The 26,324-nt window shown below is 68.6% G+C and carries 25 protein-coding genes, 1 tRNA gene and 4 pseudogenes; 18 read left to right on the top strand and 12 right to left on the bottom strand.

Going from position 1 to position 26,324, the window contains the following annotated elements:
* Positions 1 to 189: 189 nt before the first annotated feature.
* Genes ACODNG_RS06900 through ACODNG_RS06890 form a run of 3 tightly spaced genes read right to left on the bottom strand, consistent with a single transcriptional unit; the run spans position 190 to position 3,196 of the window.
* Positions 190 to 1,938, bottom strand: a complete 1,749-nt coding sequence (locus ACODNG_RS06900; protein ID WP_434522969.1) for a P-loop NTPase — start codon at positions 1,936 to 1,938, stop codon at positions 190 to 192.
* Positions 1,935 to 2,654 (bottom strand): molybdopterin-guanine dinucleotide biosynthesis protein B, encoded by a 720-nt coding sequence (locus ACODNG_RS06895; protein WP_434522968.1) that lies wholly within the window; start codon positions 2,652 to 2,654, stop codon positions 1,935 to 1,937. Before ACODNG_RS06895 ends, ACODNG_RS06900 begins: the two co-directional genes overlap by 4 nt.
* A gap of 44 nt (positions 2,655 to 2,698) precedes the next feature.
* Positions 2,699 to 3,196, bottom strand: a complete 498-nt coding sequence (locus ACODNG_RS06890) for a molybdopterin-dependent oxidoreductase (protein ID WP_434522967.1) — start codon at positions 3,194 to 3,196, stop codon at positions 2,699 to 2,701.
* 115 nt (positions 3,197 to 3,311) lie between these two features.
* Here ACODNG_RS06890 and rnhA point away from each other — a divergent pair, with 115 nt between their 5' ends.
* On the top strand, positions 3,312 to 3,908 hold the full coding sequence (gene rnhA / locus ACODNG_RS06885; RefSeq protein ID WP_434522966.1) for a ribonuclease HI: 597 nt from the start codon (positions 3,312 to 3,314) through the stop codon (positions 3,906 to 3,908).
* Positions 3,895 to 4,671: a DUF7108 domain-containing protein gene (locus tag ACODNG_RS06880; protein WP_434522965.1), complete on the top strand. Its 777-nt coding sequence runs from the start codon at positions 3,895 to 3,897 to the stop codon at positions 4,669 to 4,671. The genes rnhA and ACODNG_RS06880 overlap by 14 nt, the downstream gene beginning before the upstream one ends.
* Before the next feature lie 103 nt (positions 4,672 to 4,774).
* On the opposite strand, the gene ACODNG_RS06875 is transcribed toward ACODNG_RS06880, so the two are convergent.
* Complete coding sequence (locus tag ACODNG_RS06875) at positions 4,775 to 5,125, bottom strand: PadR family transcriptional regulator (RefSeq protein ID WP_434522964.1); 351 nt, start codon at positions 5,123 to 5,125, stop codon at positions 4,775 to 4,777.
* Between the two features lie 344 nt (positions 5,126 to 5,469).
* Here ACODNG_RS06875 and ACODNG_RS06870 point away from each other — a divergent pair, with 344 nt between their 5' ends.
* Complete coding sequence (locus ACODNG_RS06870; protein WP_209545744.1) at positions 5,470 to 6,003, top strand: inorganic diphosphatase; 534 nt, start codon at positions 5,470 to 5,472, stop codon at positions 6,001 to 6,003.
* 97 nt (positions 6,004 to 6,100) lie between these two features.
* Positions 6,101 to 6,247, top strand: a complete 147-nt coding sequence (locus ACODNG_RS06865) for a hypothetical protein (RefSeq protein ID WP_434522963.1) — start codon at positions 6,101 to 6,103, stop codon at positions 6,245 to 6,247.
* Positions 6,248 to 6,265: 18 nt separating this feature from the next.
* On the opposite strand, the gene ACODNG_RS06860 is transcribed toward ACODNG_RS06865, so the two are convergent.
* Positions 6,266 to 7,063, bottom strand: a complete 798-nt coding sequence (locus ACODNG_RS06860; RefSeq protein ID WP_434522962.1) for a helix-turn-helix transcriptional regulator — start codon at positions 7,061 to 7,063, stop codon at positions 6,266 to 6,268.
* Positions 7,064 to 7,160: 97 nt separating this feature from the next.
* Complete coding sequence (locus tag ACODNG_RS06855; protein WP_434522961.1) at positions 7,161 to 7,409, bottom strand: hypothetical protein; 249 nt, start codon at positions 7,407 to 7,409, stop codon at positions 7,161 to 7,163.
* Positions 7,410 to 7,629: 220 nt separating this feature from the next.
* Between ACODNG_RS06855 and ACODNG_RS06850 the strand changes: the two genes are divergently transcribed.
* Complete coding sequence (locus ACODNG_RS06850; RefSeq protein ID WP_434523072.1) at positions 7,630 to 7,764, top strand: DUF7503 family protein; 135 nt, start codon at positions 7,630 to 7,632, stop codon at positions 7,762 to 7,764.
* Here ACODNG_RS06850 and ACODNG_RS06845 read toward each other — a convergent pair.
* Positions 7,761 to 9,924 (bottom strand): annotated as a pseudogene (locus tag ACODNG_RS06845) (caspase family protein). The gene ACODNG_RS06850 and the pseudogene ACODNG_RS06845 overlap by 4 nt on opposite strands.
* Positions 9,925 to 10,075: 151 nt before the next feature.
* Between ACODNG_RS06845 and ACODNG_RS06840 the strand changes: the two are divergent.
* From ACODNG_RS06840 to ACODNG_RS06830, 3 genes are all read left to right on the top strand, one after another.
* The gene (locus ACODNG_RS06840) at positions 10,076 to 11,032 is read left to right on the top strand and encodes a succinylglutamate desuccinylase/aspartoacylase family protein (protein ID WP_434522960.1); all 957 of its coding nucleotides are present in this window, start codon (positions 10,076 to 10,078) and stop codon (positions 11,030 to 11,032) included.
* Positions 11,032 to 12,231, top strand: coding sequence for a threonine synthase (locus ACODNG_RS06835; protein WP_434522959.1), 1,200 nt, complete (start codon positions 11,032 to 11,034; stop codon positions 12,229 to 12,231). The genes ACODNG_RS06840 and ACODNG_RS06835 overlap by 1 nt, the downstream gene beginning before the upstream one ends.
* A gap of 82 nt (positions 12,232 to 12,313) precedes the next feature.
* Positions 12,314 to 13,210 (top strand): ketopantoate reductase family protein, encoded by an 897-nt coding sequence (locus tag ACODNG_RS06830; protein WP_434522958.1) that lies wholly within the window; start codon positions 12,314 to 12,316, stop codon positions 13,208 to 13,210.
* Positions 13,211 to 13,273: 63 nt separating this feature from the next.
* On the opposite strand, the gene ACODNG_RS06825 is transcribed toward ACODNG_RS06830, so the two are convergent.
* Positions 13,274 to 13,495: a DUF7556 family protein gene (locus ACODNG_RS06825; RefSeq protein WP_434522957.1), complete on the bottom strand. Its 222-nt coding sequence runs from the start codon at positions 13,493 to 13,495 to the stop codon at positions 13,274 to 13,276.
* Positions 13,496 to 13,761: 266 nt separating this feature from the next.
* On the opposite strand from ACODNG_RS06825, the gene ACODNG_RS06820 reads away from it, so the two are divergent.
* Genes ACODNG_RS06820 through ACODNG_RS06810 form a run of 3 tightly spaced genes read left to right on the top strand, consistent with a single transcriptional unit; the run spans position 13,762 to position 17,041 of the window.
* Positions 13,762 to 14,610 carry a CBS domain-containing protein gene (locus ACODNG_RS06820; RefSeq protein ID WP_209545729.1) on the top strand — a complete coding sequence of 283 codons (849 nt, stop codon included), beginning with the start codon at positions 13,762 to 13,764 and terminating at the stop codon, positions 14,608 to 14,610.
* A complete protein-coding gene (gene glyS, locus ACODNG_RS06815; protein ID WP_434522956.1) occupies positions 14,611 to 16,413 on the top strand; it encodes a glycine--tRNA ligase in 1,803 nt (600 codons plus the stop codon).
* A 4-nt stretch (positions 16,414 to 16,417) separates the two neighbouring features.
* Positions 16,418 to 17,041 carry a dolichol kinase gene (locus tag ACODNG_RS06810; RefSeq protein WP_434522955.1) on the top strand — a complete coding sequence of 208 codons (624 nt, stop codon included), beginning with the start codon at positions 16,418 to 16,420 and terminating at the stop codon, positions 17,039 to 17,041.
* Positions 17,042 to 17,110: 69 nt separating this feature from the next.
* Here ACODNG_RS06810 and ACODNG_RS06805 read toward each other — a convergent pair.
* Positions 17,111 to 17,195 (bottom strand) — tRNA-Ser (locus ACODNG_RS06805).
* Positions 17,196 to 17,358: 163 nt separating this feature from the next.
* Between ACODNG_RS06805 and ACODNG_RS06800 the strand changes: the two are divergent.
* A pseudogene (locus ACODNG_RS06800) lies at positions 17,359 to 18,319 on the top strand (AAA family ATPase).
* Between the two features lie 27 nt (positions 18,320 to 18,346).
* Here the strand turns inward: ACODNG_RS06800 and pyrE are convergent.
* Entirely contained in the window at positions 18,347 to 18,895 is a 549-nt protein-coding gene (gene pyrE, locus ACODNG_RS06795; RefSeq protein ID WP_434522954.1) for an orotate phosphoribosyltransferase, read from the bottom strand.
* Between the two features lie 149 nt (positions 18,896 to 19,044).
* Here pyrE and gatB point away from each other — a divergent pair, with 149 nt between their 5' ends.
* The 5 genes from gatB to ACODNG_RS06770 all read left to right on the top strand — a co-directional run bounded on the left by gatB (position 19,045) and on the right by ACODNG_RS06770 (position 23,467).
* The gene (gene gatB / locus ACODNG_RS06790; RefSeq protein WP_434522953.1) at positions 19,045 to 20,532 is read left to right on the top strand and encodes an Asp-tRNA(Asn)/Glu-tRNA(Gln) amidotransferase subunit GatB; all 1,488 of its coding nucleotides are present in this window, start codon (positions 19,045 to 19,047) and stop codon (positions 20,530 to 20,532) included.
* 955 nt (positions 20,533 to 21,487) lie between these two features.
* Positions 21,488 to 22,198, top strand: coding sequence for a hypothetical protein (locus tag ACODNG_RS06785; protein ID WP_434522952.1), 711 nt, complete (start codon positions 21,488 to 21,490; stop codon positions 22,196 to 22,198).
* 203 nt (positions 22,199 to 22,401) lie between these two features.
* Positions 22,402 to 22,716: a hypothetical protein gene (locus tag ACODNG_RS06780; RefSeq protein WP_434522951.1), complete on the top strand. Its 315-nt coding sequence runs from the start codon at positions 22,402 to 22,404 to the stop codon at positions 22,714 to 22,716.
* A 53-nt stretch (positions 22,717 to 22,769) separates the two neighbouring features.
* Entirely contained in the window at positions 22,770 to 22,988 is a 219-nt protein-coding gene (gene samp2, locus ACODNG_RS06775; protein WP_434522950.1) for a ubiquitin-like small modifier protein SAMP2, read from the top strand.
* Positions 22,985 to 23,467: a GNAT family N-acetyltransferase gene (locus tag ACODNG_RS06770; RefSeq protein WP_434522949.1), complete on the top strand. Its 483-nt coding sequence runs from the start codon at positions 22,985 to 22,987 to the stop codon at positions 23,465 to 23,467. Before samp2 ends, ACODNG_RS06770 begins: the two co-directional genes overlap by 4 nt.
* A gap of 22 nt (positions 23,468 to 23,489) precedes the next feature.
* On the opposite strand, the pseudogene ACODNG_RS06765 reads toward ACODNG_RS06770, so the two are convergent.
* Positions 23,490 to 24,303 (bottom strand): annotated as a pseudogene (locus tag ACODNG_RS06765) (DUF6036 family nucleotidyltransferase).
* A pseudogene (locus tag ACODNG_RS06760) lies at positions 24,300 to 25,221 on the bottom strand (helix-turn-helix domain-containing protein). Before ACODNG_RS06760 ends, ACODNG_RS06765 begins: the two co-directional pseudogenes overlap by 4 nt.
* Positions 25,222 to 25,469: 248 nt before the next feature.
* Here ACODNG_RS06760 and ACODNG_RS06755 point away from each other — a divergent pair.
* Entirely contained in the window at positions 25,470 to 26,261 is a 792-nt protein-coding gene (locus tag ACODNG_RS06755) for an SAM-dependent methyltransferase (protein ID WP_434522948.1), read from the top strand.
* The last annotated feature ends 63 nt before the right edge of the window (positions 26,262 to 26,324 follow it).

Below are 26,324 nucleotides of genomic sequence, written 5' to 3'. Positions count from 1 at the left end.
TCGGGTCCTCTTCCCCCGTACCGGACCGATCGGTTCCAGATCATCGCATCCGTGACGGAGGACCGCCCGGCGATTATAACGGCCCTTCAGTTCCTGTGCCGTGACAGGTCTGGTGAACGTCTTCGGGGTGAATCACTTAAACGATTGACGGAGTCCCGAACGACGGCGCCGGCCGCGGCGGGCCGCCCGTCAGGCCGAACCGGCGTCGCCCTCGACGCGCACCACCGACCGGTCGTCGTCGACCGGTTCGACGTCGACCGCGAACTCGTCGTCGAGCGCCTCGCCGACCCGGTCGTCGCCCCGGTCGACGAGGAGCGGCCGCGGGCCGTCCGGGGCCGCCCCGGCCTCGATGAGCGCCTGCTGCTCGCGGAGCCGGTCCGGGAGCCCGCTGATGTCGACGGCGTCCTCGGGCACGTCCGGCCCGGCGTCGTCGAGGAACCCGGTCACCGCGGCCCGGATGTCCGAGAGACCGGTCGCGGTCGCGTCCGCGAGCTCGTCGAACTCGAACCCCGCGGGGTCGCGGAGGCTCGCGTCGAACGGGAGCGAGACGAGCGCCGGGTCGCCGTTCGCCTCGGCGACGAGGTCGGTCGGGTCGCGGTCGCCCGCTGTTTCTGCCTCCGGCTCGCCGTCACCGACTGCGTCGCCCTCGCGCACCTTGTTCGCGACCACGGCGGCGACGGGGACGTCGCGGGCGTCGAGCAGGCCTATCGTCCGGGTGACGTTCCGGACGCTCACGTCCGAGGGGGTCGTCACGACCACCGCGCCGTCGACGGGGACCCGCGAGAAGACGGTGTGGGCCACGTCGCCGACGCCCGGCGGGAGGTCGACGAGGAGCACGTCGAGGTCGCCCCAGACGGCCTCGCCCAGCAGGTCCGCGAGCGCGTCGTGGGTCATCGCGCCGCGCCACGCGGTCGGGCGATCGCCGGAGACGAGATCGATGCTCACGATCCGCATCCCGTCCGCGTACGCGGGCGAGGGGCGCCCCGTGGGCGTCGAGACCACCGGGTCGCTCGCGCCGAGGTACTCGGTGAGGTCGGGCGCCTGGAAGTCGGCATCGAACACCCCCACGTCGAGTCCGGCCTCACGGAGTTCGCGGGCGAGCGCGATCGTCACCGTGCTCTTGCCTGCGCCGCCCTTCGCGCCCGCGACCGCGAGGACGTGGTCGACGCCCTCGGGGCTGAGTTCACCCTCGACGCGGCTCCGCTCCGGGCTCTCGATCCGGACGTGGTCGACGCCGTCGATCGCCAGCCCCGCCCCGCGGACCTGCTCGCCGACCGCGGTCGCGACCGCGGGGGCGAGTCCGCCCGCGTCGAGCGTCGCCGTCACCACGCCGTCCCCGACGGTCAGGTCCGCGAGCACCTCGGCGGAGACGGGGTCGCCACGCGGCGTGTCGATCGACCGGATCTCGCGGACCATCCGGTTCTGGATCCGCTCGGCGTCCGGGAGGTCGCCCCCGCCGGCACCACTGGGCGGGGAACCCCCGCCCTGCGGGCCGCCAGCGCCACCGGGTGGTCCCCCGCCACCGCTTCCCGGCGGCTCGCCAGCGCCTCCCGGCGCTCCACCGGTTCCACCCTGTGGCCCTCCGGTCCCGCCTGGCGGAGAACCGCCGCCTTGGGGTCCGCCGCCGTTCTCCAGCGCCGGGTGGTTCCGTGGCAGGGCGCCCTTCCCGGTCTCCTCTAAGTCGATCGGTCGGTAGTTCCGGTTCGGGTCGTCCGTCGGCGGCGCCTCGCGGGTCTCGACGCCCGGCGGTCCGCCGTCGTCGCCGTCGCCGTGAGCGTGGCCGTCACTGTGGCCGTGGCCGTCGTCGTCGTGAGCGCGGCCGTCGCCGTGGGCGTGGCCGCCATCGCCCTCGCCGTCGTCGCCGGCGGCCGCCCGCTGCGACTCCTCGTCGATCGTCGCGTCCGATTCCTCCGTCTCGTCGCGCGTGTCGTCGCTCATTTGTCGTGGGTGTCGGTCGCGTTCGGTTCGGCCGCGTCCGGCTGGCCGAGCGATTCCGGCGGATCGACGGCGCGGACCGCCTCGCGGACCGCGTCGAACGGCTCGTCGCCCTCGGCGACGATCTCGCCGGCGACGCTCTCCGGGTCGGCGTCGCCCGCGAGGACGGTCGGGATCGGTGCCTCGGCGAACCCCTCGACGACCACGAGGTCGTGTCCCGCCGCCGCGAACCGGTCGATCGCCTCGCGGAGCGCGGCCCGCTTCCGCGCGTCGGCGCCGCCGATCTCTTCGGTGCCGTCATCCTCCTCGGTGCCGTCATCCACCTCGGAGCCGCCCTCCTCGTCGGAGTCGACATCGCCGACATCGCCGTCAGGGTCGGTCCCGTCGGGGTCGTGCGGACTGATCTCGAAGGCGTGTTGCGGCGTGATACCGACCGTCGCCGCCGCGCCCGCGGTCCGGTGGCGGTGCGTGTCGGTCCCCGGCTCGTCCGGCTCGATCGCGTGGTGGATCGACTTCACCGTCGCCACGCGCTCCCCTTCCGCGGCGAACGCGTCGACCAGCCGCTCGACGAGCGTCGTCTTCCCCGCGCCGCTCGGTCCCGCGACGCCGACGACGACCGGCAGCGGGTCGGCGTCGGCTGGTCGGTCGGCGGCCGCTCGCGAGTCGTCGGTCGGCGCTCCGTCCTCAGTCGCGGTTCGGTCGCGGCCCGTGGGGTTCATGGGTCGTTCTCCGTGGGGTTCGTTGGTCTCTCACTCGTCGCGTCTCACTCGTCGCCCGTCCCTGCTTGGTCGTCGCGGACCGCGGCCGTCCCCGCTTGGTCGTCGCGGACCGCCGCGGTCTCCGGGTCGGCGTCGGCCGGAAGCGCGACGGGGACGAGCGCCGAGAGATCCCGCACCGTTCGCGAACTGTCGAAATCGGGTCCGACGAGCCGGGGCAGCCCGTCAGCCGGCCCGTCGAGGCGCTCCGTCGCGACGACGGCGTCCAGCGCCTTCCGCACCGCGACGTGCGCCCGGTACCCGTCCGCCGACTCGGCGCGGACGTGGGTCGTCTCCGGCGGCGCGTCGTCGAGGAGCGGTCCCACCGGAACGCCCCGCCACTCGCCGCCGAACGCCCTCCCGGTCGCGCACCGGTAGCGGCAGGCGACGGTGACCGTGCCGCGTCGCTCTCGGACGGCGGCGAGACCGGTCAACAGGTCCGACTCGGCCCGCTCGGCGGTCGACGCGGCGTCCGCTCGGGTCGGATCGGCGTTCGACGTGGTCACTGCGCGTCGATCGAGGGACGCGCCGCCCCTGTCGCCTGTGCCTCATATATTCGGCCTTTTTTATCTCGACGGCGGACGGACAGCCCTTTGTCCGCCGGGCGCAGAACCCGGACGAATGCCGACGATCGACTGCGACCCGGCCGCTGCGCGCGAGCGCCTCGCGGACGCGGGCGTCCGGATCGACGAGGGGAACACGCCCCACGAGCGGTGGCGCGCCGAGCGCGAGGGGGCCGTCGCGGTCGCGTACGACGACAAGGTCGTCGTTCAGGGGAGCGACCCGACGCGGCTCACCGCTCTGCTCCGCGACGGCGGCGGCCGCGCGCACGTCTACTTCGACGGCGCCTCCCGCGGGAACCCCGGCCCGGCTGCGGTCGGCTGGTGTCTGGTCACCTCCGACGGGGTCGTTGCCGAGGGCGGCGAGCGGATCGGGCGGGCGACGAACAACCAGGCGGAGTACGCCGCGCTGATCCGCGCGCTGGAGGCGGCCGACGAGTACGGCTTCGACGCGGTCGACGTCCGCGGCGACTCCCAGCTCACCGTCAAGCAGGTCCGCGGCGAGTGGGACGCCAACGACCCGGAGCTCCGCGAGCGGCGGGTCCGCGCTCGGGAGCTGTTGGAGCGGTTCGACCGCTGGTCGATCGCGCACGTACCGCGGGAGATAAACGAACGCGCCGACGATCTGGCGAACGAGGCACTCGATGACGCGAACTGACGACGACCCGCCGGAGTGGGCGAAGGAACGGGCGCGGGAGATGATGGCGGTGGAAGGGGACGACGAGGAGACGGGCGACTCCGCCGACGCCGAGACTCCCGACCGCGACGACGACCGGGTCCCGGACGTGCCGGTCGAGGCCGTCGACGAGGCGGAGCGGCTCACGCGGCTCGCCCGCGAGGCGGAGTCCGCGGAGGCGACGCCGCAGATCGAGGAGGCTGCCGACCAGTACCGCGAGCGGCGCGACGCGCTCGCGGCCGAGTACGGCTACACCGCGCGCGTCCGCGACGAGGACGACGCGCTCGTGTTGTACCCCGACGAGTGGATGGACGACGGGACGGTCCAACTCGACCGCGTCGAGGACACCGACCGCGCCGTCGAGGTGTCGCTCTCCGGCCCGGGCGACACCGACCGCTACCGCGAGGTGGCCGCGTACAACGAGATCGTCGCCGAGGAGGTCGCCGAGCGGGAGGCCGAGGTCCACGCGCGGACCGCGGAGACGTTCGCGGCGTTCATGAGCAACCACTACGTCCGCCCGGTCGACGACGCCACCCCCGAGATGCGCGCCGAGTTCCGCGAGGAGTACCTGGTTCGGAACGGCTGGCCGACCGACGAGCAGCTCGACGCCGTCGACGAGTCGCTGTCCGTGATTGAGTCGGTCGCCGCCGGCGTCGACGAGCCCGCCGAGATAGAAGACTCGGCCGATGTCGACGATTCGGGCGACGTCGACGGCGATAGTCCCGACGGCGACGGTCCGGCGTAGCGGCGGCTCGGAGAACGAGGAAACGCGGCTTTCGCCGCGCCGTGTGCCAAAAGTGTTCTGTCGTGTTCGGTGCGGTCCAGCCGCGCGGGATCGGGGTCTCCCCTTACTCCAGCAGCTCGCGGACCTCGTCGGCGCGCGTCTCGTCAGTGACGAACCGGTCGAGGACCCACTCGATCTGGCCGAGGACGACGTCGTGGCCCTCGTCGGTCAGCTCGTACTGGTTCGTCCGCTTGTCCAGTTCGCTCTTCTCCACCAGCCCGAGGTCGACGAGGTCGTCGAGGTTGGGGTACAGGCGGCCGTGGTTCACCTCGGAGCCGTAGTACGCCTCCAGCTCCCGTTTGATGGCGAGACCGTACATCGGTTCCTCGGCGAGGATCGTGAGGATGTTCTGTTGGAACGCCGTGAGATCGCTTGCGGCCGTCGATTCATCAGTGACTGTTTGTGCCTCTGACATGGGTGGTAAGAGGGCATCCGAACTTATAGTCTTTCTCAACATTCACGATCGTTGCGATGCCTCATCCCGAACGAACGACCGGATCCACCGGCATCAACGGGCGTGTCGGCGGACGCCCGTACGCTCAGGCGACACAGTGCGTTCGACCGATCGATTCCGTTCCCGCCGGATACGCCGACGATCTGTCGGCGTGGTCCCGGATTCGACTCGCGATCGAAACCGGCCGATCGGTCGTTCGAGGGGTTTCGGACGGCTGACGCGGTCTCGCGCGGTTCGACCTCGGCCGCGTCCGAATCGCTGGATCCCGAAAGGACTTTGCCCGTCATCGACGCATTAACGGACACATGGTCAACCTCTGGGAAGATCTCGAGACGGGACCGAACGCGCCGGACGAGATCTACGCCGTCGTCGAGTGTCTCAAAGGCGAGCGGAACAAGTACGAGTACGATAAGGACGTCCCCGGCGTCGTCCTCGACCGGGTGCTCCACTCGAACGTCCACTACCCGTACGACTACGGGTTCATCCCGCAGTCGTACTACGACGACGAGGACCCCTTCGACGTGATGGTGCTCGTCGAGGACCAGACGTTCCCCGGCTGCGTCGTCGAGGCCCGCCCCGTCGCGCTGATGAAGATGGACGACGACGGCGAGCAGGACGACAAGGTGATCGCGGTGCCGACCGAGGACCCCCGGTTCGATCACATCGAGGACCTCGAGGACATCCCCCAGCAGATCCTCGACGAGATAGACGAGTTCTTCGCGACCTACAAGAACCTCGAGGCCGGCAAGGAGGTCGAAACGCTCGGTTGGGAGGACAAGGCGGCGGCCAAGGACGCGATCGAGCACGCGCAGGACCTCTACGACGAACAGGTCGCGTAGCGGCGGTATAACCCGAGCGCATCCACTGCCCGTGGCCGGATGCGTTATGCCTATGGGTAATTTTTAGGGTCGGCGTCGCGTATCGTCTCTTAGAGCCATGAGCGCCACAACGCCCTCCGTCGGCATCGACCACCCGACGGTCGTGCCCGCCAACTTCGATCCGGACGACGACGCGAATCCGGACGACGACGCGACGGCCGATGCGGCTACCGACGACGAGAGCGCCGCGAGCAACGACGCGTAGGGAGCGCAGGCACCCTTCTCAGGCGCGTTCGACGACCGAGGAGAGCTTCGACGCGTCGTCTCGAAGCGCCGCGAACGTCTCGTCGACCCAGTCGACGGCCGTCGGATGGGTCGATTCGAGCACGCACCGGGGGTTGTTCCGCTCGTCGTGCGCGGTCACACAGGCCATGTTGCCGCGCCGAAACAGCCCGTACTCGATCGGCTCGGCGCTCACGTACACCTCGGCGGCGTCGTCGTCCAGCGCGCGGTCGGTCGCCGGTTCGAACTCCGCGACCGAGGCGTCGACCACGTCGCGATCGATGACCAGTTCGACGCTCGCGCCGTCGTCCAGCGCCGCGGCCGCGGCGTCGTTGAACGGCTGGATGACGACGGGAGAGACGGCCCGAATCTCGCTGCCGCAGCTCTCGTGGAGCAGCTCAGTGAGCCGGTCGACGGCCGCCAGCGGATTCTGCTCGGACGCGACGGTGAGATCGCTGTCGGGGAGTCCCGCCGCGGGGAAGTCGGCGCCGACGCGCTCGACGGTCGCGGCGAACCGCCCGTAGCGGTCGCCGCGTTCGACCTCCGTCAGGAGCGTCTCGTACGCGTCGTGGACGCGCTCTCCGGTCGGCGTCACCCGGTAGGCGGCGTCCCGTTTCACCACCCAGTCCCGCTCGCGGAACCCCGCGAGGATCCGCTGGACCGTCGTTCGGGTCGCGTCGACCGCGCCGGTCAACTCTGCCGGGCGTTGCGGGTTCTCGCGTAGCGCCCTGAGTATCGCGACCCGAACGGGCGAGCCGGCGAGGTACTGTGCGCCGTCGTGTCCGTCCTCGGCCGTCATCGTGTGATCCCAGTGTACGGGTACCGACCTGTTAACCGTACCGCGTCGCGGTGGGGCCGGTGTCGCAGCGCCGACCCGGAACCCCTCGACGTCCGCGTCAGTCCCGGTACCGGAACGACACAACGGTCCCGACGGTGTCCTCGCCGGCGATGCGCTCCGTGGTCACGGTCACGGCGGCGAGCGCGTCCGCGCCGAGCGCCTCCTGTATCACCGCTCGGAGCGCGTCGGGGTCGGCGCCCTCCTGTATCACCGGCACGCGGACCTGTCGGCGGTTGACCGCGACGTCGCCGAGGTCGTACTCCGTGTGCTCGAACGCCGCTCGGATCGTGGACTCGATGTCGGTCATGGCGATCCGAACTCCGCGCTCGGCGGTGAAAAAACGGGGTCCTTGACCGAGCAAGCGCGACAGTTCGCGATGACTCACGGGCTTTCGGGCCTATCCGGTGTGGCCGATATCCGGCTTTTTTGCCGCTGACTCTATTTAATACGTATTTATTTTATTTTAAATATCTCTATCGTTCCACCGCAGAACAATCTTAATATTTATTTATCCTGATACTTTTCGAATATCGGACGAAAGTGTGGCAGATTACGTGGCAGAGCACCCGAAGATGGCCGGCGTCCTGTTCACCGCCCTCCTGCTATTGACGCAGGCGGCGCCCGCGGCGGCGAATATGGCCACTACTAACCCCGGTCCTTAATCGATTACCGCTTCGTCGCTCCAGTTCAGCCCGCCATCAATAAAGATAGGTGCCGTTTCTAGACTTAGAAAGTCGATTAGTTCGTGCTGTGGAATATCTTGGACGTTGATAGTAGCCGGGATGTAGTGGTTGTGTGTAGATTCTGATAGATTTATCCCCGTTAATGATCCTTTTCCATATGGTCCGTTTGGGAGTATCCTCGCGTCTAGGTCCCACGAACCTGCGGACGATTCTGAGGTATCGAGTACTGAAACAGACCCACTTCGACTCTGACACACCGTCGTCCCCCCGTCGCCAACCACAATGTATTGATTACCCGTGATCAGCTCCCGCTTCGCGACGTGAAGCGCGGTCCGGAGGTTGAACCCGCTGTTCATCAGGCGGGCGATGATCCGGCCGAGCGTCGTCGCGGGCGAGTTCGCCACGTCGGAGAGGGTGACGATGCCGCCGCGCGAGCCGCGGTGGACGAGCGCCTCGCCCTGCCGGTAGGACTGGCAGGCGTTGAGCAGGAAGGCGCTGACCCCGATTTCGAGCTCCTCGTCGGTCAGATCGAGGTAGCTCTCGGCGCACTGCATCCCGCGGTCGTCGACGTGGCCGATGTAGTGGAGGAAGTCGACGTCGGACGCGAGGGCGTCGCGCATCTCCTCGCGCGAGAGGTCGTGGCGCACCTCGATGTCGAACTGGACCATGTCGCGGAGTCCGTAGAGATCGGCGACGTCGCCCTCCTCGCGCATCTGCTCGTCGTTACAGACCACGAGGACCGAGATCCGCGACTGCTCGACCTGCCCCGCTTCGAGCCGGCGGTGGTACGCGTCGAGCGTCGCCTTGTTCGCGTCGAGCGGGACGCCGTCGCCGACCCACGCGTGCTCGACGGTGTCGACCGGCTCCGGCCGAACGAACTCGGTCTGAGCCGAGACGGCGCCGCGGTCCGCGGGAGCGCCCGCGCCGCGGGTGGTCCCCGCGCTCGCGGCGCCCGCGCTCGTGCCGCCCCGAACGAACTCGCCGCCATCGAGTTCGACGCCGTCGGCCGGGATCTCCCGTCTCGTCGCCTGCGGAGAGCTCCGGTCCGCGCCGCCGAAGAAGCCGGCACCGACGCCCTCATCGTCGTCCACCGGCGTGACCGTCTCCGGCGAGCGAACGACCGACAGCTCCCCGGCGACGAAGGGGAGCATCTCCACGTTCTCCGGGTCGGGACGGACGTCCGTCGTCAGCGTCCACTGCGGTAACTCCGGCTCGACCGCCTCGAACGGCACGTCGAGGTACTCGCCGAGCCGTTCGGCGAGCGGGAGGTCGTACAGCCGCCCCCAGTCGAGGTCGAGGTCGGTCGTCTCGCGCTCGTGGAGGTCGACCGGGTAGAACCCCTCCGTGCGGGCGAGACAGTCCATGTGGAACGACTGCCTGAGCACCTCCGCGGTCCGCGCCTCGAACCCCGGTTCGAGCGGGTAGGTCCAGCCGTCCCCCTCGATCCGCGGGGCGTCGCCCGCCACGACGTCGGCCGCGAAGTAGTAGGCCAGCGAGACCACCGGGTAGAGGTAGCGGTACTCTGGCGGGACGACGATCCGGACCCCGCTCCCGACCGGCTCCACCCGCTCTGGGACGCGGAACTCCTCGCCCGGTTCGATGAGCGGCGGGTGCCCCGCAGGGTCGGGAACGACCGCTCCGGGCTGGTGGTCTGGAGCGCGGAGCCGAGCAGCGAGACGGCGTCCATCAGCGACTCCGGGTCCGTGGGTGTGGTGATCGTCCCCGCCGGGGTCTGGTGGAGTGACCGGAACCCGAGAGCGACGCTACCGGGCGTATCGAGGTCGATTCGGGTGGTCCGGTCGGTCGTCGAGACAGAGAATCCGGACTCGAACGAGAGGTACAGCTTCGTCGGTGCCGGGTTGATACCGACGTGGTACGTCCCGTCCGGCATCGTGTAACAGTCCCCGTGAGTGAGGAGCGTCCCGTCGCCGGCCCGCGTCTCGACGACCGCGACGCGGGGATCTCGATCGATCCGGTCTCGACCGCGACGCTGGCGTCGACCGGGAAGTAGTGGTCCGACTCGGGGCGCGAGCGCGGGTCGACCGGGCGGTCGGTGTACACCTCGAACTGCGTGTTCTCGATGTGGTCGGTGACGGTTATCCCGTTGGCCTCACGCAGCGGGTCGATGTCGATGCTCATTGGAAATCGCCGCGGCGGTCGTCGGGGAATGCGGGGACCGGCGCCGCGACAGTGCGTGCCACTCCGTAGTGCGATAGCGGCGATAAAGCTTGTGTCGGTCGGATCGCCGCGGACCGAACCGATAAAGTCCCGGCCGTCCCACCTCCGCGTAATGATAACGCTGGGAACGGCCCGCGCCTCCCCGGGCGAGACGGACACGGGCCGTCTCGAGGTGGGGGAGATGCGGGACGGGAGTCCCGTCCGGCTGCCGGTCGCCGCGATCAACGGCGCCGCCGACGGGCCGACGCTGTACGTCCAGGCGGTGAGCGACGGCGACGAACTGAACGGGCTGGGCGTCGTCAACCGCGTCGTCCCGCGGATCGATCCGGCCGAGCTGTCCGGCTCCGTTCTCGTTGTCGGCATCGTGAACCACTTCGCGTTCCAGGCCGCAGAACACCGGAACCCGGTCGACGACCGGAAGATGAACCGCGGCTACCCGGGCGACGCCGACGGGACGACCAGCGAGCGGATCGCCCACGAGACGTTCCAGATCGCCACCCGCGCCGACTACATCCTCGACCTCCACCAGGGGTCGACGAGCCGGATGATAAACGAGACCCGCGTGCGCTGTGGCGTCCGCCACCGCCTCCACGGGGAGTGCCTGGAGCTGGCGAAGGTTTTCGGCTGCGGCCACGTCCTCGACATCAAGGGACCGGACGGACAGCTCGCCCGGGCCGGTCCCGAACACGGTATCCCGACCGTCGACCCCGAGCTGGGTGGCTGCGTCGGCTGGGACGAGGAGTCAATCCGGTACGGCGTCGAGGGCGTGTTCAACGTGCTCCGCCACTACGGGTTCCTCGACGGCGACACCGACCTCGAATCGCAGACGCGCGCCCGCGGCTTCGACCAGTACGGCTCGCCAGCGGGCGGGCTGGTCCGCTTCGAGCGCGAACTGGGCGAGCGCGTCTCGGCCGGCGACGTGCTGTTCGAGGTGACCGACACCTTCGGCGCCCTGGAGGGCCGCGTGACCGCCGACGCGGACGGCGTCTTCTGGCGCACGCGACGGCTCCCGCAGGTGGCCGCCGGCGAGTACGTCTGCTCGATCGGGACCAACGTCGACGAGTACTGATGGGGGGCGCCGACCCTCCGGAGCGGAGGACGAGAGCTTCCCGCCGACTCCGCTGTCCCGAGTGCGGCGAGACGTACCGCGACCGCTGGCGCTGCCGGTGCGGCGCTCCCCTCGACTTCGCCGACCCGCCCATCCCCGAGGGCGCCGCACCCGACCCCGCCTCGTTCGACGCGCGCGACGGCCTGTGGGCGTTCGACGACCTGCTCGCGGTCGGCGACGACCCCCGCGACCGCGTGACGCTCGGCGAGGGGATGACGCCGCTGGTCGACGCGGACGGGAGGCGGGACGGCGCCGCCCGAGACAACGACGCTCCCCCGTGGAACGCGTCGTTCAAGCTGGAGTACGTCTTCCCGACCGGCTCGTTTAAGGACCGCGGCGCGACCGCGACGCTGACTCGGGCCCGCGAGCTGGGCGTCGAGCGCGTCGTCGAGGACTCCTCGGGCAACGCGGGCGCCGCGATCGCGACCTACGCCGGCCGCGCCGGGATCGCGGCCGAGATCTACGTCCCGGCCGACGCGAAGGAGTCGAAGCTCCGCGCGATTCGCCGCGCCGGCGCCGACCCGGTCCGGATCGAGGGAAGTCGACAGGACGTGACGGACGCGTGCGTCGCAGCGCTCGGCGCTGATGAGAAGGATCCGTCGCGGACCGACGCCTGGTACGCCAGCCACGCCTGGAACCCGGCGTTCTTCGAGGGAACCGCCACGGTCGCGTACGAGACCGCGCTCCAGCGCGGCTTCGAGGCCCCCGACGCCGTCGTGACGCCGCTCGGCCACGGAACGCTCTTTCTCGGCGCCTACCGCGGGTTCCGCCGGCTCGAACGCGCCGGGTGGATCGACTCGGTCCCCCGGCTCTACGGCGCGCAGGCGGCCGGCGTCGCGCCGATAGTGCGGGCGCTTCACGGCCCGGAGGCGGCCGATCCGACGGGAACGGTCAACGACGCGGCCGACGGGATCCAGATCGCCGAACCGGTCCGCGAGCGCGAGATCCGGGAGGCGATCGACGCGACCGGCGGCGACGCGCTCGCGGTCACCGAGGCGGCCGCGACGCGCGAACTCGACCGCCTCCACGCCGCCGGCTTCGACACGGAACCGACCTGCGCGGTCGCGCCCGCGGCGCTGCGGACCCTCCGCGAGCGCGGCGAGATCGGTCCCGACGAGGACGTGGTCGTGCCCCTGACCGGGAGCGGACTGAAAGGCTGACCCGCCCGGAGTCGTCGGCATCCGAGACGGCGGACCGCACTCCACCGGCACCCCTTTTCTGTCGGCGACCGTTCGTCCCCGTATGGAGGTGCTCGTCTACGGCGCCGGCGCGCTCGGGAGCCTTGCCGGCGGGCTACTTGCGCGCGAACACGACGTGACGCTCGTCGGTCGCGACCCGCACATGCGGCGGATTCGCGAGGACGGGCTCCGGATCGACGGCGAGGTAGACGTCCGGGTCACGCCGCGCGCGCTCACCGACGGGACGCACCGCGCGGCCGACCTCGCGCTGGTCACGACCAAGGCGTACGACACCGACGCGGCCGCCCGAGCGCTCGCGACCGGCGAGTACGAGGCGGTCTGCTCGCTCCAGAACGGACTCACCGAGGAGCGGCTGGTCGCCGCGCTCGACGCGACGGTGCTCGCCGGCACCGCCAGCTACGGCGCCCGGTTCGCCGAGCCGGGGCGCGTCACCTGTACCGGCGTCGGCGAGGTGGTCGTCGGGGCGCTCTCGGGCGGCACGAGCCCGCCGGCCGCGCGGATCGGGGCCGCCTTCGAAGCGGCCGGTATCGAGACGGTCGTGGCTGAGGACATGCCGGTGCGCCGCTTCGAGAAGCTCGCGGTCAACGCCGGGATCAACGGTCCCTCCGCGCTGGCGCGGACCGAGAACGGCCCGACGCTCGACGGCCCCGTGGGCGAGATATCCCGCGAAGCCGCCCGCGAGACGGCCCGAGTCGCTCGCGCGGGGGGGATAGGCTTGACCGACGACCGCGCGGTCGCCGCCGTCGAGCGCGTCGCCGCCGACACCGCCGCCAACCGGTCGTCCATGTACGAGGATGTCGCGAACGAGCGCCGCACCGAGGTCGACGCCGTCTACGGCGCGGTCGTCGACCGGGCAGACCGACACGGCGTGTCGGTGCCGACCTGCCGGACGGTCGGATCGCTGATCCGCGGCTGGGAGGCGGCGCGCGGGCTTCGGTGAACCGGGAGCGCGGCGGCGCTACGGCGGGAAAAGAAAATTCGGTCCGTCAGCGACCGGCGCGGCTCAACACCACTCCTCGAGGACGGTCGCGTTGGTCTCGTCGACCGACACCCACGCGTCCTCCCGCGAGACGTCCGCGATGACGAACTCCGGTCGCGACGACGAGGAGTCGATGGACGCCATCACATCCGGCGCGTCGCCGGCGTCGAGCGCCGGGTCCGTCGGCAGCGCCGTCCGGCGGCGGTCGGGGTCCGGGTCGTCCCAAGGAGTGGAACTCCGTGACATGGTTGTGAATAGTTCACAGTACGTATAAGAGTTGCGAACCCCGACGGAACTGGCCGTCATATCGGTGATTCCGGGGACTGCCGACCGACGTATCTCCTGAAAACCCGCCTCGTGGGCGACGATCCGCCGAAACGTGTCGGGTTTCTCATCGGCTCGCGGTCCGGCGCGACGCGACCGATCCGGCGCCGCGCGTGGATGTCCGTGACACGCCATCGCTCTCCGCACACCTTCGCAGTATACAAGAGGTGTCACGCTGAAAGACGGGCATGAACGTCGCAGACGCCATGACGCCGCGCTCGGAGCTCGTCGTCGTCGAGATTCCCGGGAGCCGGAACGACGTGTTGGAGTACATCCAAGAGTACGGGTTCTCCTCGGTGCCGGTCGTGAAAGACGTCGACGGCGACGAGGTGTACCGCGGGTTGGTCACGCGCGACGACCTGATCGACCAGCCGGACGAGGACCAGCTCGCGCTGCTGATGCGCGAGGTGCCGACCGTGGGGACCGACGACGACATCGTCGACGCCGCCCGGACGATGGCCGCCGAGGAGTCGCGTCGACTCCCCGTGGTCGACGGCGACGAGCTCGTCGGCATCCTCACGGTCACGGACGTGGTTCGGGCCATCGCTCGCGGCGAGGTCGACGGCGAGACGCCCGTGGGCGAGTTGGCGACCAGCGCGGTCAACGCGACCCACACGGGGACGCCGCTGCCGGTCGCCGAGCGGGAGATCGGTCTCTCGGGGGTCCCGTACGCGGTCGTCCTCGACGACGACGCCGCGGTCGCGGGGATGCTCACCGAGGTCGACATCCTCGAGGTCGCCCGCGTCGTCGAGGGCGAGGCGAGCACCGGCGACTCGATCGCCGAGGAGGACTCGGAGTGGTCCTGGGAGGGGATCAAGGCGACCGGCGCGCGCTACCTCCCCACCCGGAACGTCGAGCTCCCCGCGGAGGCGGTCCGCCACTTCATGACCGAGGACCTGGTCACCGTCAACGCCACGCGGACGGCCAAGGAGGTCGCCCAGGAGCTGATCAGCAACGACATCGAGCAGGTCCCGCTCGTCTCGGGCACGGACTTGGACGGGATCGTCCGGGACGTCGACCTGCTGGAGGGGCTGTAGATGGCCGCAGACGCGCTCGCCGAGCTCGCGAAGCGCCGCGGGTTCTTCTTCGGGTCGAACGGCGCGTACGGCGGCACCGCCGGCTTCTACACCTTCGGCCCGCAGGGCGCCGCCCTCAAGCGGAACGTCGAGGACGCGTGGCGCGACCGGTTCACCATCCGCGAGGGGAACCGCGAGATCGAGGCGCCGACGGTGATGCCCGAGGCCGTCTTCGAGGCCTCCGGCCACCTGGAGGGGTTCGACGATATGCTCGTCGAGTGCCCCGAGTGCGGCGAGTCCCACCGCGCCGACCACCTCGTCGAGGACGCCACCGAGATCGAGGACGCCGAGGCGCTCCCGGGCGAGGAGGTCGAGAACCTCATCGCCGACAACGAGATCGCCTGCCCCGCCTGCGGCACGCCGCTCGCCGGCGAGCCGGTGGAGGCGTTTAACCTCATGTTCGCGACCGACATTGGTCCCGGCGACGCCCAGCCGGGCTACCTCCGCCCGGAGACGGCGCAGGGGATCTTCGTCGAGTTCCCGCGCTTGAAGGAGTACGCCCGCGGGAACCTCCCGTTCGGGATCACCCAGATCGGGCCGGCCTACCGCAACGAGATCTCGCCGCGCGGCGGTCTCCTCCGGCTCCGCGAGTTCACGCAGGCCGAGCTTGAGCAGTTCATCGACCCCGAGGAAGACGAGCCGCCGCTCGACCGCGTCCGCGACGTCGAGGTCCGGCTGTACCCCGCGACCGAGCAGGAGGCCGACGACGGCGACTACCTGAACACGACGGTCGGCGAGGCGGTCGACGAGGGCGTCATCGGCTCCCCGTGGGTCGGCTACTACCTCGGCGTCGCGCAGGAGTGGTACGAGCGCGTCGGCGTCGACCTCGACCGGTTCCGGTTCCGCCAGCACCTCGCGGGCGAGCGCGCCCACTACGCGGCCGACTGCTGGGACGCCGAGAGCGAGGTCGGCGGCGACTGGATCGAGATCGCCGGCTTCGCCTACCGCGGCGACTACGACCTCTCGAAACACGACGAATACGGCGACGACGCGTTCACGGTGTTCAAACGCTACGACGAGCCGAAGACGGTCGAGAGCGCGACCGTCGACCCCGACATGTCCGTCCTCGGGCCGAAGTTCGGCGGCGACGCCGCCGCGGTCGCCGAGGCCCTCGAAACGCTCGCCGAGCGCGACCCGGACGCCTTCGACGGCGAGACGGTCGAGGTGACGGTCGGCGAGGGCGACGGCGCGGAGACCCACGAAGTCGACGCCGGCGTCGCGAACTTCTCGGTCGAGGAGGTGACGGAGAGCGGCGAACACATCACCCCGCACGTCGTCGAACCCTCCTTCGGCGTCGGCCGCACCGTCCAGACGCTGCTCGCGCACGCCTACAGCGAGGACGAGGTCGACGGCGAGGAGCGCACCTACCTCTCGCTCGAACCCGAGGTCGCGCCGCAGGACGCCGCCGTCTTCCCCCTCGTCACGAACGACGACCGCCTCACCGCGCTCGCCGACGAGGTCGCCGCCGACCTGCGGGCAGCGGGGCTGGCGGTCGCGTACGACGACTCCGGCTCGATCGGCCGCCGCTACCGCCGGCAGGACGAGGTCGGCACGCCGTTCTGCGTCACCGTCGACCGCGACGGCATCGAGGGCGACGGTCCCGACACGGTGACGCTCCGCGAGCGCGACTCCGCGGCGCAGGTCCGGATCCCGGTCGCGGAGCTGGCCGACGAGTTGACCGCGCTGCGAGGGGGCGAGCCGTTCGCGTCCGTCGCCGACCGGTACGACGCGGTCGACACGGACGTCGACACCGCGGGGAACTGAGGGCGTGACGCTCCCGGCCGCGGCGTGGCGCGAGCGCGTGGAGTTCGAGCGGCGGCTGGTCCACGCGAGCGGCACGCTGTACCCGGTCCCGTTCCTGCTGGGGTGGATCTCGTGGGAGACGACCGGGCGGCTGCTAATCGCCAGCGTCGCGGTCGCGGCCGTGCTCGAAGCGCTGCGCCTCTCCGGCTCCGCGGGACCGCTCGACCCGCTGTACGACGCGCTCGTCCGCGAGTACGAGGCGGACGGGATCGCGGGCTACGCGCTGTATCAGGTGAGCATGGCCGCCACCGCGCTGGTCTTCGCGCCGGTGTTCGCCGTGCCCGCGATGTGGATGCTCTCGATCGGCGACCCGATAAGCGGCGGCCTCGGCGAGAACGCGGCGACGGAGCCGAAGCGGCTCTCCGTGGTTGCGGCGATGGTGTTCGTCTGCTTCGGGATCGCCGTCCCGTACGCGATCCCCGAGTTCGGTCCCGACCCGGGCGTGATCGTCGCGCTCGCGGGTGCGATTCCCGCCGCGGTCGCCGACGGGCTACCACCGATCATCCGCGGCGTCGCCGTCGACGACAATCTCACCATTCCGCCCGCGGCCGCGAGCGGGATGTTCCTCGCGGCGTCGCTGATCGGATAGCGGGTCGGGCACGCGGCGGCGTCGAACGCAACGATAGCGCCGCCGCTCGCCGAACGAGACTGTGAGAAGCGCCGAGGCGGAGATTTGAACTCCGGTGTCCGAATGGACAGTAGATTTCGAATCTACCGCCTTGGCCAGGCTAGGCTACCTCGGCTCGCTTCGACGTTGGCCGGTTCCGCTGTTATGCGTTTCGATCGCGCTCGCGGCGCGGTCCCGGAATCTCCGACCGACCGTCGCGCGGTCCCGGATTCCAGGCCCGCGGTCTCGAGCTCCCCGGTTCCGGTAACGCTTTTCGGCCCGGCTCCCGTGCGGTCGGTATGGACGTCCCCGAAGCGGCCGACACCTGCGCCCGCGTCGTCGACGAGGTCGGCGGCGCGGTCGTCGCCGACCGCGAGTTCCTCGACCGCGTCACCCTCGGCATCCTCGCCCGCGGTCACGTCCTCTTGGAGGACGTGCCCGGCACCGGAAAGACCCTCTCCGCGCGCTCGTTCGCGACCGCGCTCGGCTTGGAGTTCTCGCGGATCCAGTTCACGCCCGACCTCCTGCCCGCCGACGTCACCGGGACCAACGTGTTCGACGAGCGCGACGGCTCCTTCTCGTTTTCGCCCGGCCCGATCTTCGCGAATGTCGTGCTGGCCGACGAGATCAACCGCGCGCCGCCGAAGACGCAGGCGGCGCTGTTGGAGGCGATGGAGGAGGGACAGGTGACCGTCGACGGCGAGACCCACGACCTCCCCAGCCCCTTCTACGTGATCGCGACGCAGAACCCCGTCGAGAGCGAGGGCGCGTTCCCGCTGCCGGAGGCCCAGCTCGACCGGTTCACGATCAAGACCTCCATCGGCTACCCCGATGAGGAGGGCGAGCTGGAGCTGCTCCGGCGCCGCGCCGGGCGCGTCGAGCAGTCGCCGACGGTCGACCGCGTCCTCGACCCCGACGCCGTGGCGACGCTGCGGGAGGTGCCCGAGTCGGTCCGCGTCGACGACGACCTGCTTCGTTACGCCGCGGCGCTCGCGCGGGCGACCCGCGAGGACCGCCGCGTCGAGGCCGGCGTCTCCCCGCGGCACCCAGCGCCTCTTCGAGACCGCGCGGGCGGCGGCGGTGATCGCCGGGCGGGAGTTCGTCACGCCGGACGACGTGAAGCGCGTCGCGGAGCCGACGCTCGCCCACCGGCTCGTGTTGACGCCGGACGCGGCCGTCAACGACGTCGACGAGCGCGACGTGATCGCCGACGTGCTCGACCGGATCGCGGTGCCGACGGTGGACGCGCCCGAGGCGTGAGTCGTCGTCGGAGGAGTATCGGCCCTACTACTCTTCGTCTCGCTCCGCGAGCAGCTCCGTCGCCGTGAGCAGCGACTCCAGCTCGACGCCGTGGTCGGCGAGCAGCTCCGCCGCCCCCTCCTCGCGGTCGACGACGACCAGCACGCGGTCCACGGTCGCGCCCGCCTCGCGGAGCGCCTCGACCGCGTCGACCGCGGACTGACCCGTCGTGGCGATGTCCTCGATCACGACGACCTCCTCGCCGTCGTCGAGCCGCCCCTCGATCCGGTTGCCCGTGCCGTACTCCTTCGCCTGCTTGCGCGCGATGACGTACGGGCGCCCCAGCTCCGCGGCCGTCACCGCCACCAGCGGGACCGCGCCCAGCGCGACCCCCGCCAGCTTCGTATCCGTGTCGGCGAGCCGGTCGGCGAACGCCTCGCTCACGAGCGTCAGCGCCTCCGGGTCGGTCTCGAACAGGTACTTGTCGACGTAGTAGTCGCTCGTACCGCCGTGGGACAGCTCGAACTCGCCGAACTGGACGGCGTCGGCCGCGGTGAGCGCCGCGATCAGCTCGCGTCGTCGGTCGTCGTCGGTCATACGCCGAGAAGGGCCGCCGCCGACAATAAACGGGTCGGAACGCGGCAGCGGACCGGCGGCGCCCCCGCGGACCGTGGGGGTGCTTCCCCGGATCCGTCGCGCCGGTCGTCCCGACACGATTTAGGCGGCCCGCTCACAACGAGCCGGTAATGAGCACGCAGGCCGCGACGGCGGACCGGACAGTCGTGATCGGGCTGGAGGTCCACGTCCAGCTCGAGACCGACACGAAGATCTTCTGCGGCTGCTCGACGGAGCCGGCCGAGGGCGAGGAGCCGAACACGCGCACCTGCCCGACCTGCCTCGGGCTGCCGGGCGCGCTCCCCGTCCTCAACGAGGGCGCCGTCGAGGCCGCCGTGAAGATCGGGAAGGCGATCGACGCCGACATTCCCGAGACGACCACGTTCCACCGGAAGAACTACTACTACCCCGACCTCCCGAAGAACTTCCAGCTCACCCAGTACGACGCGCCGATCTGCCAGTCGGGAGAGCTGGAGGTCCGCGTCGACGGCGACCCACGGACCATCGGGATCACCCGCGCGCACCTCGAAGAGGACCCCGGGAGCCTCCAGCACGCCGGCGGCTCCATCGAGTCGGCGACCCACACGCTGGTGAACTACAACCGCGCGGGCACCCCCCTCATGGAGATCGTCACGGAGCCGGACTTCCGCTCGCCGGCCGAGACGCGCGCGTTCCTCGCGAAGCTGGAGGAGGTCCTGGAGTACCTCGGCGTGTTCGACCCCGGCCGCGACGGGAGCCTGCGCGTCGACGCCAACGTCTCGCTCGTCCCCGCCGAGCACGTCGCCGACGACGGGGCGATCGACGACGAGGCCCTCGACGAGGTGAACCGCGCGGAGGTGAAGAACATTTCCAGTCACAAGGGCGCCGAGCAGGCGCTCGCCTACGAGATCACCAGACAGGAGAACGTCCTCCGGCGCGGCCGCGAGATCGAACAGGAGACCCGCCACTGGGACGAGTCGCGCGGCGTCACCGTCGGGATGCGCTCGAAGGAGGCCGAGAAGGACTACCGCTACTTCCGCGAGGGCGACCTCCCCGCCCTGGAGGTGGCCGACTGGAAGGAACAGATCCCGATCCCGGAGCTGCCCGACGCCCGCCGCGAGCGCTTCCGCGAGGAGTACGGACTCGACCGCGAGGCCGCCTCGAAGCTCACCTCCACGAAGGCGGTCGCGGACTTCTTCGAGGACGTGGCGAGCGAGTTCGACCCCGACCTCGCAGCCACGTGGGTCGCCGACAACCTGCTCGGCGAGCTCAACTACCGCGAGATACAGATTACGGACGTCGAGGGCCGGCTCGACGAGTTCACCCGGCTGATCGAGCTGGTCGCGGCCGACGAACTGACCGTGAAGAACGCCGAGGAGGTTGTCCTCCGCGAGATGCTCGACGAGGGCGACGACCCCGAGACGGTCATCGAGCGCGAGGGACTCGGGAAGGCCGAGAGCGGCGAGGTCGAGGCCGCGGTCGCGGCCGCCATCGACGAGAACCCCGACGCCGTGAGCGACTACCACGACGGCGACGAGGGCGCGATCAACTTCCTCGTCGGGCAGGTGATGCAGGAAACCGGCGGCAGCGCCGACCCCGGACAGGTGAACGGCCTGCTCCGCGAGGAGCTGGACGGCTGAGACGGTCGGTTACTGATATGGTATTTAAATTCTCGTGAGCGGCGGCGACGAACGCTTATAAATGACGATGCGGTCGGCGCGTGCCCGTGAGCGGCCGCCATCGGCGGCCGCGAACGGCACCGCGCGAGGGAGTCGGCGGTCCGGAGCGAAGCGGAGGACCGCCGACGAGGCTGGGGAGGCGTGAGGTGCTGTGCGGTGCGGGGCGGGACTCGAAGGGGCAGCCGCGAGGCGGACGCAGACGACGTAAGCACCGCAACGAGGGAGCGTAAGCGACCGAGTGAGGAGCGCAGCGAGTGTGCGTCCGCCTCGCGGCTGGGGCTTCGGTGGTAATCGTGTCGATCAGTTATTTATAAGAATCACTGTCGTACGGCCGAGCGGCTGGGGCTTTGGAGATGTTCGCCGCCGACCCGTTGTCGACTATTCATATATGAGCGGCTGGGGCTTTGGCGGTGTTCTCCGTCGATCCGGATTTGAGGCTCTGTTGAAATCCTCTTCTTTAGATAGGTTCTTGTCTGAAACAACTGGTTACTGAAAGGTGCGAAGTACTCAATTTTCTCTCATCTGTAGGGTTTCGTAGATCGCTCCTATGACGGAGATACTCAAGAGGACGAACAATGAAACATCCACGAGCGTGTTGAATGCCGTTGGCCCGTTGGAAATGAGGTCCTGTAGAGTATTCCACTGAAGTGATGTAAAGAGAAAACTCAGTAAAATAAGCATCATCAGCTCACGCCATTGCGGTATGTCACTGGTGGAGGGCATTGTCCTGATTGTCCACCTCAGAAATCAAAATATCTTCTGATGGGTGTGTCTCCTGTACTGACCACATCCGGTCAGAATATATCATTTCCTGAGTATTTCAACAGAGCCGCCACGGATGGTCATGTCGTGTTGTATCTGAAGGAGAAGGTTCAACAGAGACAAATAAACAGCTGCCGAAGGAATGTGTAGATAGATGGGAACGAGTAGTCAGACGGGGGGTAGCAAAACAATACCCGGAATGCTCAGAGAGTCCCACGATTTCGTTTTGGCGTGTATTCTGAACTCTGCACTCATTCTTGGAGTGGTCGTATTTGAGTGGAGTCTTCTTGAAATCGCTGTCATCTATCTCATCGAGATAGCGATCATCAACCTCCTGTTCTTTTCTGTCGCGTTGTTCACGCCACAGTCCGTGGATGATCTCGGTGGGGATTCTTGGGGTGAAGAGCCCACTTCAATTCAGCCGATTGGTCTAATACCGCCGGTATACCGGCGGAATATCAACTACGTTTTGCGAAAGGCGGTTATCCCAGCTTTCATTCTTACAGTAATCATGACTCCTTTCCTTTCCGGTTCTGATTTGGATTCAGGACTTCCCCTCTCAGTCGGGCTCACAATTGCTGGCATTGTTTTCTTTCAGCTATCGCGCGTCTGGCGCTATTTCATCGTCAACCGGTCATATCAAGATAAATCGCCGGCAGACGCGATGGCCTTCGCGTTTGCCCCCGTCTTTGAGTTGTTTCTGATGTTGGTCTTTGTGGTTGTTCCCGTCAGCTTTGTGATTATCGGGACGGGTACCGATCTGGATTCACGGGCCGTGTGGTTGCTCTATTTAGTTCCGATGGGGGCGATCAGGGCATGGATAGGGAGTTTAGACCCTCAGACAGACGATTTTAGTGTCAAGTAGGATTAATATATGTGTAAATCTCTGAGGATTTCAACAGAGCCGGATTTGACTATTTATAAGTAACCGGCTGGAGGTTTGGCGGTGTTCGTCGCAGCGTCGTCGTTCGTTTATAAATAACCGCAAGCGATGTCACTCGGTCGATCCGATTCACCTGCGTCAACGACCGACTGTCTTTATCCTGCTCGCGTGACGTATCGCCGCGCATGGCCCTCCCTTCCACCTTCCTGTCCGCCGTCCCGGCCGCCCTGCTCCTCCTGCTCGCGTGGGAGATCCGCGTCCGCGGGAAGGTCGGCCTGATCGCGGGCTACGACGGCGGCCTCCCACCCGAGCGCGAGGCGGAACTCGCCCGCGACGCGGCGGCGGTCCTCGTCGTCGCGGCGGCCGCGACGAGCCTCCTCGTCGTCGACGCGTGGATCGGCGCAGTCCCTCGACCCGGACTGCTGGTGACGGTCGCGATCGCCGCCGCCGTCGCGTGGTTCCTCTGGAAGTGGAACGTCAGCGAGCCGGACGGCGACTGAGTCGAGCGTGCCGAAACCGTACGATTGACGCCCGCCCGCCCGCTACCGCGCCCATGGACGTGACCGTCGAGGTCGTCGGCGAGGGGACCGAGGAGTACAGCCTCGCCGCCGACGCGACGTACGACGACCTGATCCGCGCCGCGGGCTACCACCCGCAGGAGGCGTCCGCGCTGGTGGACGGCTCGCCGGTCCCGGGCGACCGCGTCGTAGACGCCGCGGAGGTGCGTGTCCTCCGACTGATAAAGGGCGGCGCGACGGACGACGACACGTGACCGAAGAACACGACTGCCCGGCCCCGCCCAAGGACGTGACCGTCGAGCAGGCCATCCCCGACGACCGCCTCGACGTCCTGCGAATCCTCGACGCCGCGATGCTGGAGACCGACGCGGAGGCCGTCGACGACCGGATCGCGGCCGAGGACGTTCTCGTCGCGCGCTCGACGCGGACCGGCGGGGTCGTCGGCGCGCTGGTCGCCGTGCGACCCGAACCGAGCCGCCTCCACGTCGATGCCGTCGCGGTCAGGCGAGCGCGACGCGGCCGGGGGATCGGCTCCGCGCTCGTCGCGGCCGCGGTCGACCGCGGCGAGTCGGACCCAGTGGTCGAGACCGTCTCCGCTCAGTTCGACGCCGAACTGACCGCGTTCTACGAGGCGCTGGGGTTCGCGGTCGACGCCGAGGGCGCAGACGAGGGGCGACAGAATCGGTCGTCATGCGGCATGACGCCCCCGCGGCCTCGGCGAGCGACGGTCTGAAGAAGGGAACCGAATTCGGGGTTCAAAGGTTGATCGACCCCCTCGATATCTGATCGCCCTCGATATTCACGACACCCTTGCTCTCGAGACTGCGGATGGCTCCGTCTACTTCGGTCGACGAGAGACCGACTCGCTCGTACAACTGCGACCGAGAGATCGCGTCGTCGAACGCCTGTACCACTTCGAGTTCCCGGTACACGCGTTCCGTGATTTCGCTCACCACCTCGGAGAGCGGCGTCGTGACGTTGTGCCGCTCCTCGAGCGCGACCAGCGCCTCGTTCACGTGCGAGACGAACAGCTCCTGTCCCAGGAGGTCGATCTGCCGCTGGAGTTCCGCCTCGATGATGCCGAAGTCCAGCCCCGTCTGTACCAGTGCGAACATGTCGTCGACGTCGTCAGTGCGCCCGGCGACCGACTTGAACAGGAAGATGTCCTCGGCGCTGACGAGCGCAACGGTCAATCGCCCGGCGTTCAGATACGCCTCGCTTCGCTCGCGCATCCCCTCGGAGAGAATGAACTTGTCGACCACCTGCCGGTTGAAGATGTCGATACGACAGCCGTCGTCGTTCTCGAGGATGCGTTGTGCGCCGAGTTCGTCGTACTCCTCGCCCGGATCTCTGACGACCTCGTAGCCACAGGCGAGCAAGGCACCTTGCAACTGTCGGAGTCGCATCTCCGTCGGTGACGACGAGATCGATGTCTTTCGTCGTCTCCTTGAGGTCGCGGAACGCCATCGATCCGCCACCGATCAGGTAGACCGTCAGCGGCGCTTCGATCCGGTCGCCGAGCCGCTCCAGCTCCGAGCGGATGTACTCGCTATCGAATCGCTCTCTCATACTGCCACCCCGTACTCGTCGGCGAGGTCGCTGAACTCGTCCCACGTCGGGAGTGTCTCCGTTCGAGTCTTCCCGTCGGTGTCGAGGTACTCCAGCAGCGCCCGCACGTCGTCCTTGACGCCGTACGTCGTCGCGATGTCGAGCAGTTCGTCTCGATCAATGTCCACCTCGCCGAGCAACAGGAGACAGTACGACCGCGAACGCGTGTCGTTACCGATGATCAGCACGTGACAGCACAGCTCCTCGGGGGAGATTTCGTCCGTGGACTCGGAGTACAGGTAGTACCGACGCTCGCGGGCCAGCAGTGGTAGGCCGTAGGCTTGGAACTTCTCAGCCCCGGTCAGGTGGAACGCAGTCGTCCCGATCAGCTCGTCGGTCTGGACGAGGAACTCGTCGAGTGACTCCCAGAGGATCGTGTAGGTATCGGTGTATCCCTCGATCCGGTTCCGGTTCCGGTGGTGGGCGAATTCGCGGGCCAGCCTTGCCAGGTCCTCGAATTCGTCGTTGAGCGCGAACCGCCCGTCGTCGCGGTAGACGAGACCCCGATGCTGGAGCGGCGAGAGCGACCGATAGACCGTGCTGCGATGGACGCCGGCCTGTTCCGCGAGGTCGGTCGGCGACGCCGGGGCGTCGAGGTGGTACAGCACCCGGAGGGTTGCGACCCCCGAGCAGTTCCGCGAAGGGAATGTGGGGGTACCGCTGAACGAACTGGTCGTACAGCTCGATGGCTCTCGCGCTCGACCGGTGGACGTGCTTGGTCTTCCCCGACCGGGTGGTGTGAACGAGTCCCTTCTCCTCCATTCGGTCGAGGAGTTCGGAGACGTAGTTCACGCTCCGGTCGAGTTCCTCGGCGAGGGCCGAGACCGTCGGCTCACCCCGGACGGCAGCCAGCACGCGGAGTTCGGCCTCGGTGTACATATGTCGCAATAAGACGATCTAATTATAAAAGAGTTCGTAATATAGCAACACATTTGGTTCCGCTACTGTATCGGAGTGTGTTCAGTACGCACTCGCTGTTTCTCGTCGAACCCCTCGTGTAAGGCCACACCGAGACAACCGGTGCTATTCGATGTCCCTTTCCGCGTTGACGCCGTTTCTCCCCGTATGAACGCAGATTCGCCCACAATTCTCACGCGGAACGCGTCAAAGGAACTGGTGGCATAGCCATGTCTGGGAAAGACGACTACTACAACCGGTCCAAACAACAGGGGTACCGCGCCCGGTCCGCCTACAAGCTGAAACAGCTCGACGAGGAGGCCGACCTCCTCGAGCCCGGCGACACCGTGGTCGACCTCGGCGCCGCGCCCGGCGGGTGGCTCCAGGTTGCCGCCGAGGAGGTCGGCGAGGGCGGCACCGTCGTCGGCGTCGACCTCCAGCGTATCGACGAGTTCGACGACCACGATATCGAGACGCTCCGCGGCGACATGACCGAGGAGCGCACCCGCCACTACCTTCGGGAGGCGGTCGGCGAGGGTGGCGCGGACGTCGTCGCGAGCGACATGGCGCCGAACATGACCGGCGAGTACAACCTCGATCACGCCCGGTCGGTCCACCTCGCGCGGCAGGCGTTCGACACCGCCGAGGAGCTGCTCGCGTCCGGCGGCGACTTCGTCGTGAAGGTGTTCCAGGGCGAGGACCTCGATCCCTTCCGCGACGACGTGGCGGAGTCGTTCCAGTACGTCCGGACCGTCTCGCCGCCCGCCTCGCGCGACGCCTCCTCGGAGGTGTACCTCGTCGCGAAGGGGTACACCGAGTCGCCGGTCGCCGAGGGCGACCGCGTCGAGGTGACGATCGAAGAGGAGGGCGACGAGGGCGATGGCATCGCCTACGTCGACGGCTACACCCTCTTCGTCGACGGCGACGTGGGCGAGACGCTCACCGTCGAAGTCACAGATGTCAAGCCACGGTTCGGCTTCGCGGAGCGGGTCGACGGCGGCGGGTCGGATTCGCCGGCCTGAGTCGGGCGTTCGATCGATCCGTCTGTTCCTCGGCCGCGATCCGCACACCTTCGCGGCCGCTAT

It is taken from the genome of Halorubrum sp. AS12, from assembly GCF_051122765.1.
GTDB classification, from domain to species: Archaea; Halobacteriota; Halobacteria; order Halobacteriales; family Haloferacaceae; genus Halorubrum; species Halorubrum trapanicum.
The sequence above is the reverse complement of the archived record's forward strand: the minus strand, read 5'-3'. Positions and strand labels throughout refer to the sequence as shown.

Coding starts and splice junctions, on each gene's coding strand:
- ACODNG_RS06825 (WP_434522957.1), bottom strand. CDS start 13,495: ATGTCACGGAGTTCCACTCCTTGGGACGACCCGGACCCCGACCGCCGC.
- rnhA (WP_434522966.1), top strand. CDS start 3,312: ATGCCGACGATCGACTGCGACCCGGCCGCTGCGCGCGAGCGCCTCGCG.
- ACODNG_RS06880 (WP_434522965.1), top strand. CDS start 3,895: ATGACGCGAACTGACGACGACCCGCCGGAGTGGGCGAAGGAACGGGCG.
- ACODNG_RS06785 (WP_434522952.1), top strand. CDS start 21,488: ATGGGAACGAGTAGTCAGACGGGGGGTAGCAAAACAATACCCGGAATG.
- ACODNG_RS06780 (WP_434522951.1), top strand. CDS start 22,402: ATGGCCCTCCCTTCCACCTTCCTGTCCGCCGTCCCGGCCGCCCTGCTC.
- ACODNG_RS06840 (WP_434522960.1), top strand. CDS start 10,076: ATGATAACGCTGGGAACGGCCCGCGCCTCCCCGGGCGAGACGGACACG.
- gatB (WP_434522953.1), top strand. CDS start 19,045: ATGAGCACGCAGGCCGCGACGGCGGACCGGACAGTCGTGATCGGGCTG.
- ACODNG_RS06870 (WP_209545744.1), top strand. CDS start 5,470: ATGGTCAACCTCTGGGAAGATCTCGAGACGGGACCGAACGCGCCGGAC.
- ACODNG_RS06860 (WP_434522962.1), bottom strand. CDS start 7,063: ATGACGGCCGAGGACGGACACGACGGCGCACAGTACCTCGCCGGCTCG.
- ACODNG_RS06855 (WP_434522961.1), bottom strand. CDS start 7,409: ATGACCGACATCGAGTCCACGATCCGAGCGGCGTTCGAGCACACGGAG.
- ACODNG_RS06900 (WP_434522969.1), bottom strand. CDS start 1,938: ATGAGCGACGACACGCGCGACGAGACGGAGGAATCGGACGCGACGATC.
- glyS (WP_434522956.1), top strand. CDS start 14,611: ATGGCCGCAGACGCGCTCGCCGAGCTCGCGAAGCGCCGCGGGTTCTTC.
- ACODNG_RS06875 (WP_434522964.1), bottom strand. CDS start 5,125: ATGTCAGAGGCACAAACAGTCACTGATGAATCGACGGCCGCAAGCGAT.
- ACODNG_RS06865 (WP_434522963.1), top strand. CDS start 6,101: ATGAGCGCCACAACGCCCTCCGTCGGCATCGACCACCCGACGGTCGTG.
- ACODNG_RS06895 (WP_434522968.1), bottom strand. CDS start 2,654: ATGAACCCCACGGGCCGCGACCGAACCGCGACTGAGGACGGAGCGCCG.
- ACODNG_RS06820 (WP_209545729.1), top strand. CDS start 13,762: ATGAACGTCGCAGACGCCATGACGCCGCGCTCGGAGCTCGTCGTCGTC.
- ACODNG_RS06835 (WP_434522959.1), top strand. CDS start 11,032: ATGGGGGGCGCCGACCCTCCGGAGCGGAGGACGAGAGCTTCCCGCCGA.
- samp2 (WP_434522950.1), top strand. CDS start 22,770: ATGGACGTGACCGTCGAGGTCGTCGGCGAGGGGACCGAGGAGTACAGC.
- ACODNG_RS06755 (WP_434522948.1), top strand. CDS start 25,470: ATGTCTGGGAAAGACGACTACTACAACCGGTCCAAACAACAGGGGTAC.
- ACODNG_RS06830 (WP_434522958.1), top strand. CDS start 12,314: ATGGAGGTGCTCGTCTACGGCGCCGGCGCGCTCGGGAGCCTTGCCGGC.
- pyrE (WP_434522954.1), bottom strand. CDS start 18,895: ATGACCGACGACGACCGACGACGCGAGCTGATCGCGGCGCTCACCGCG.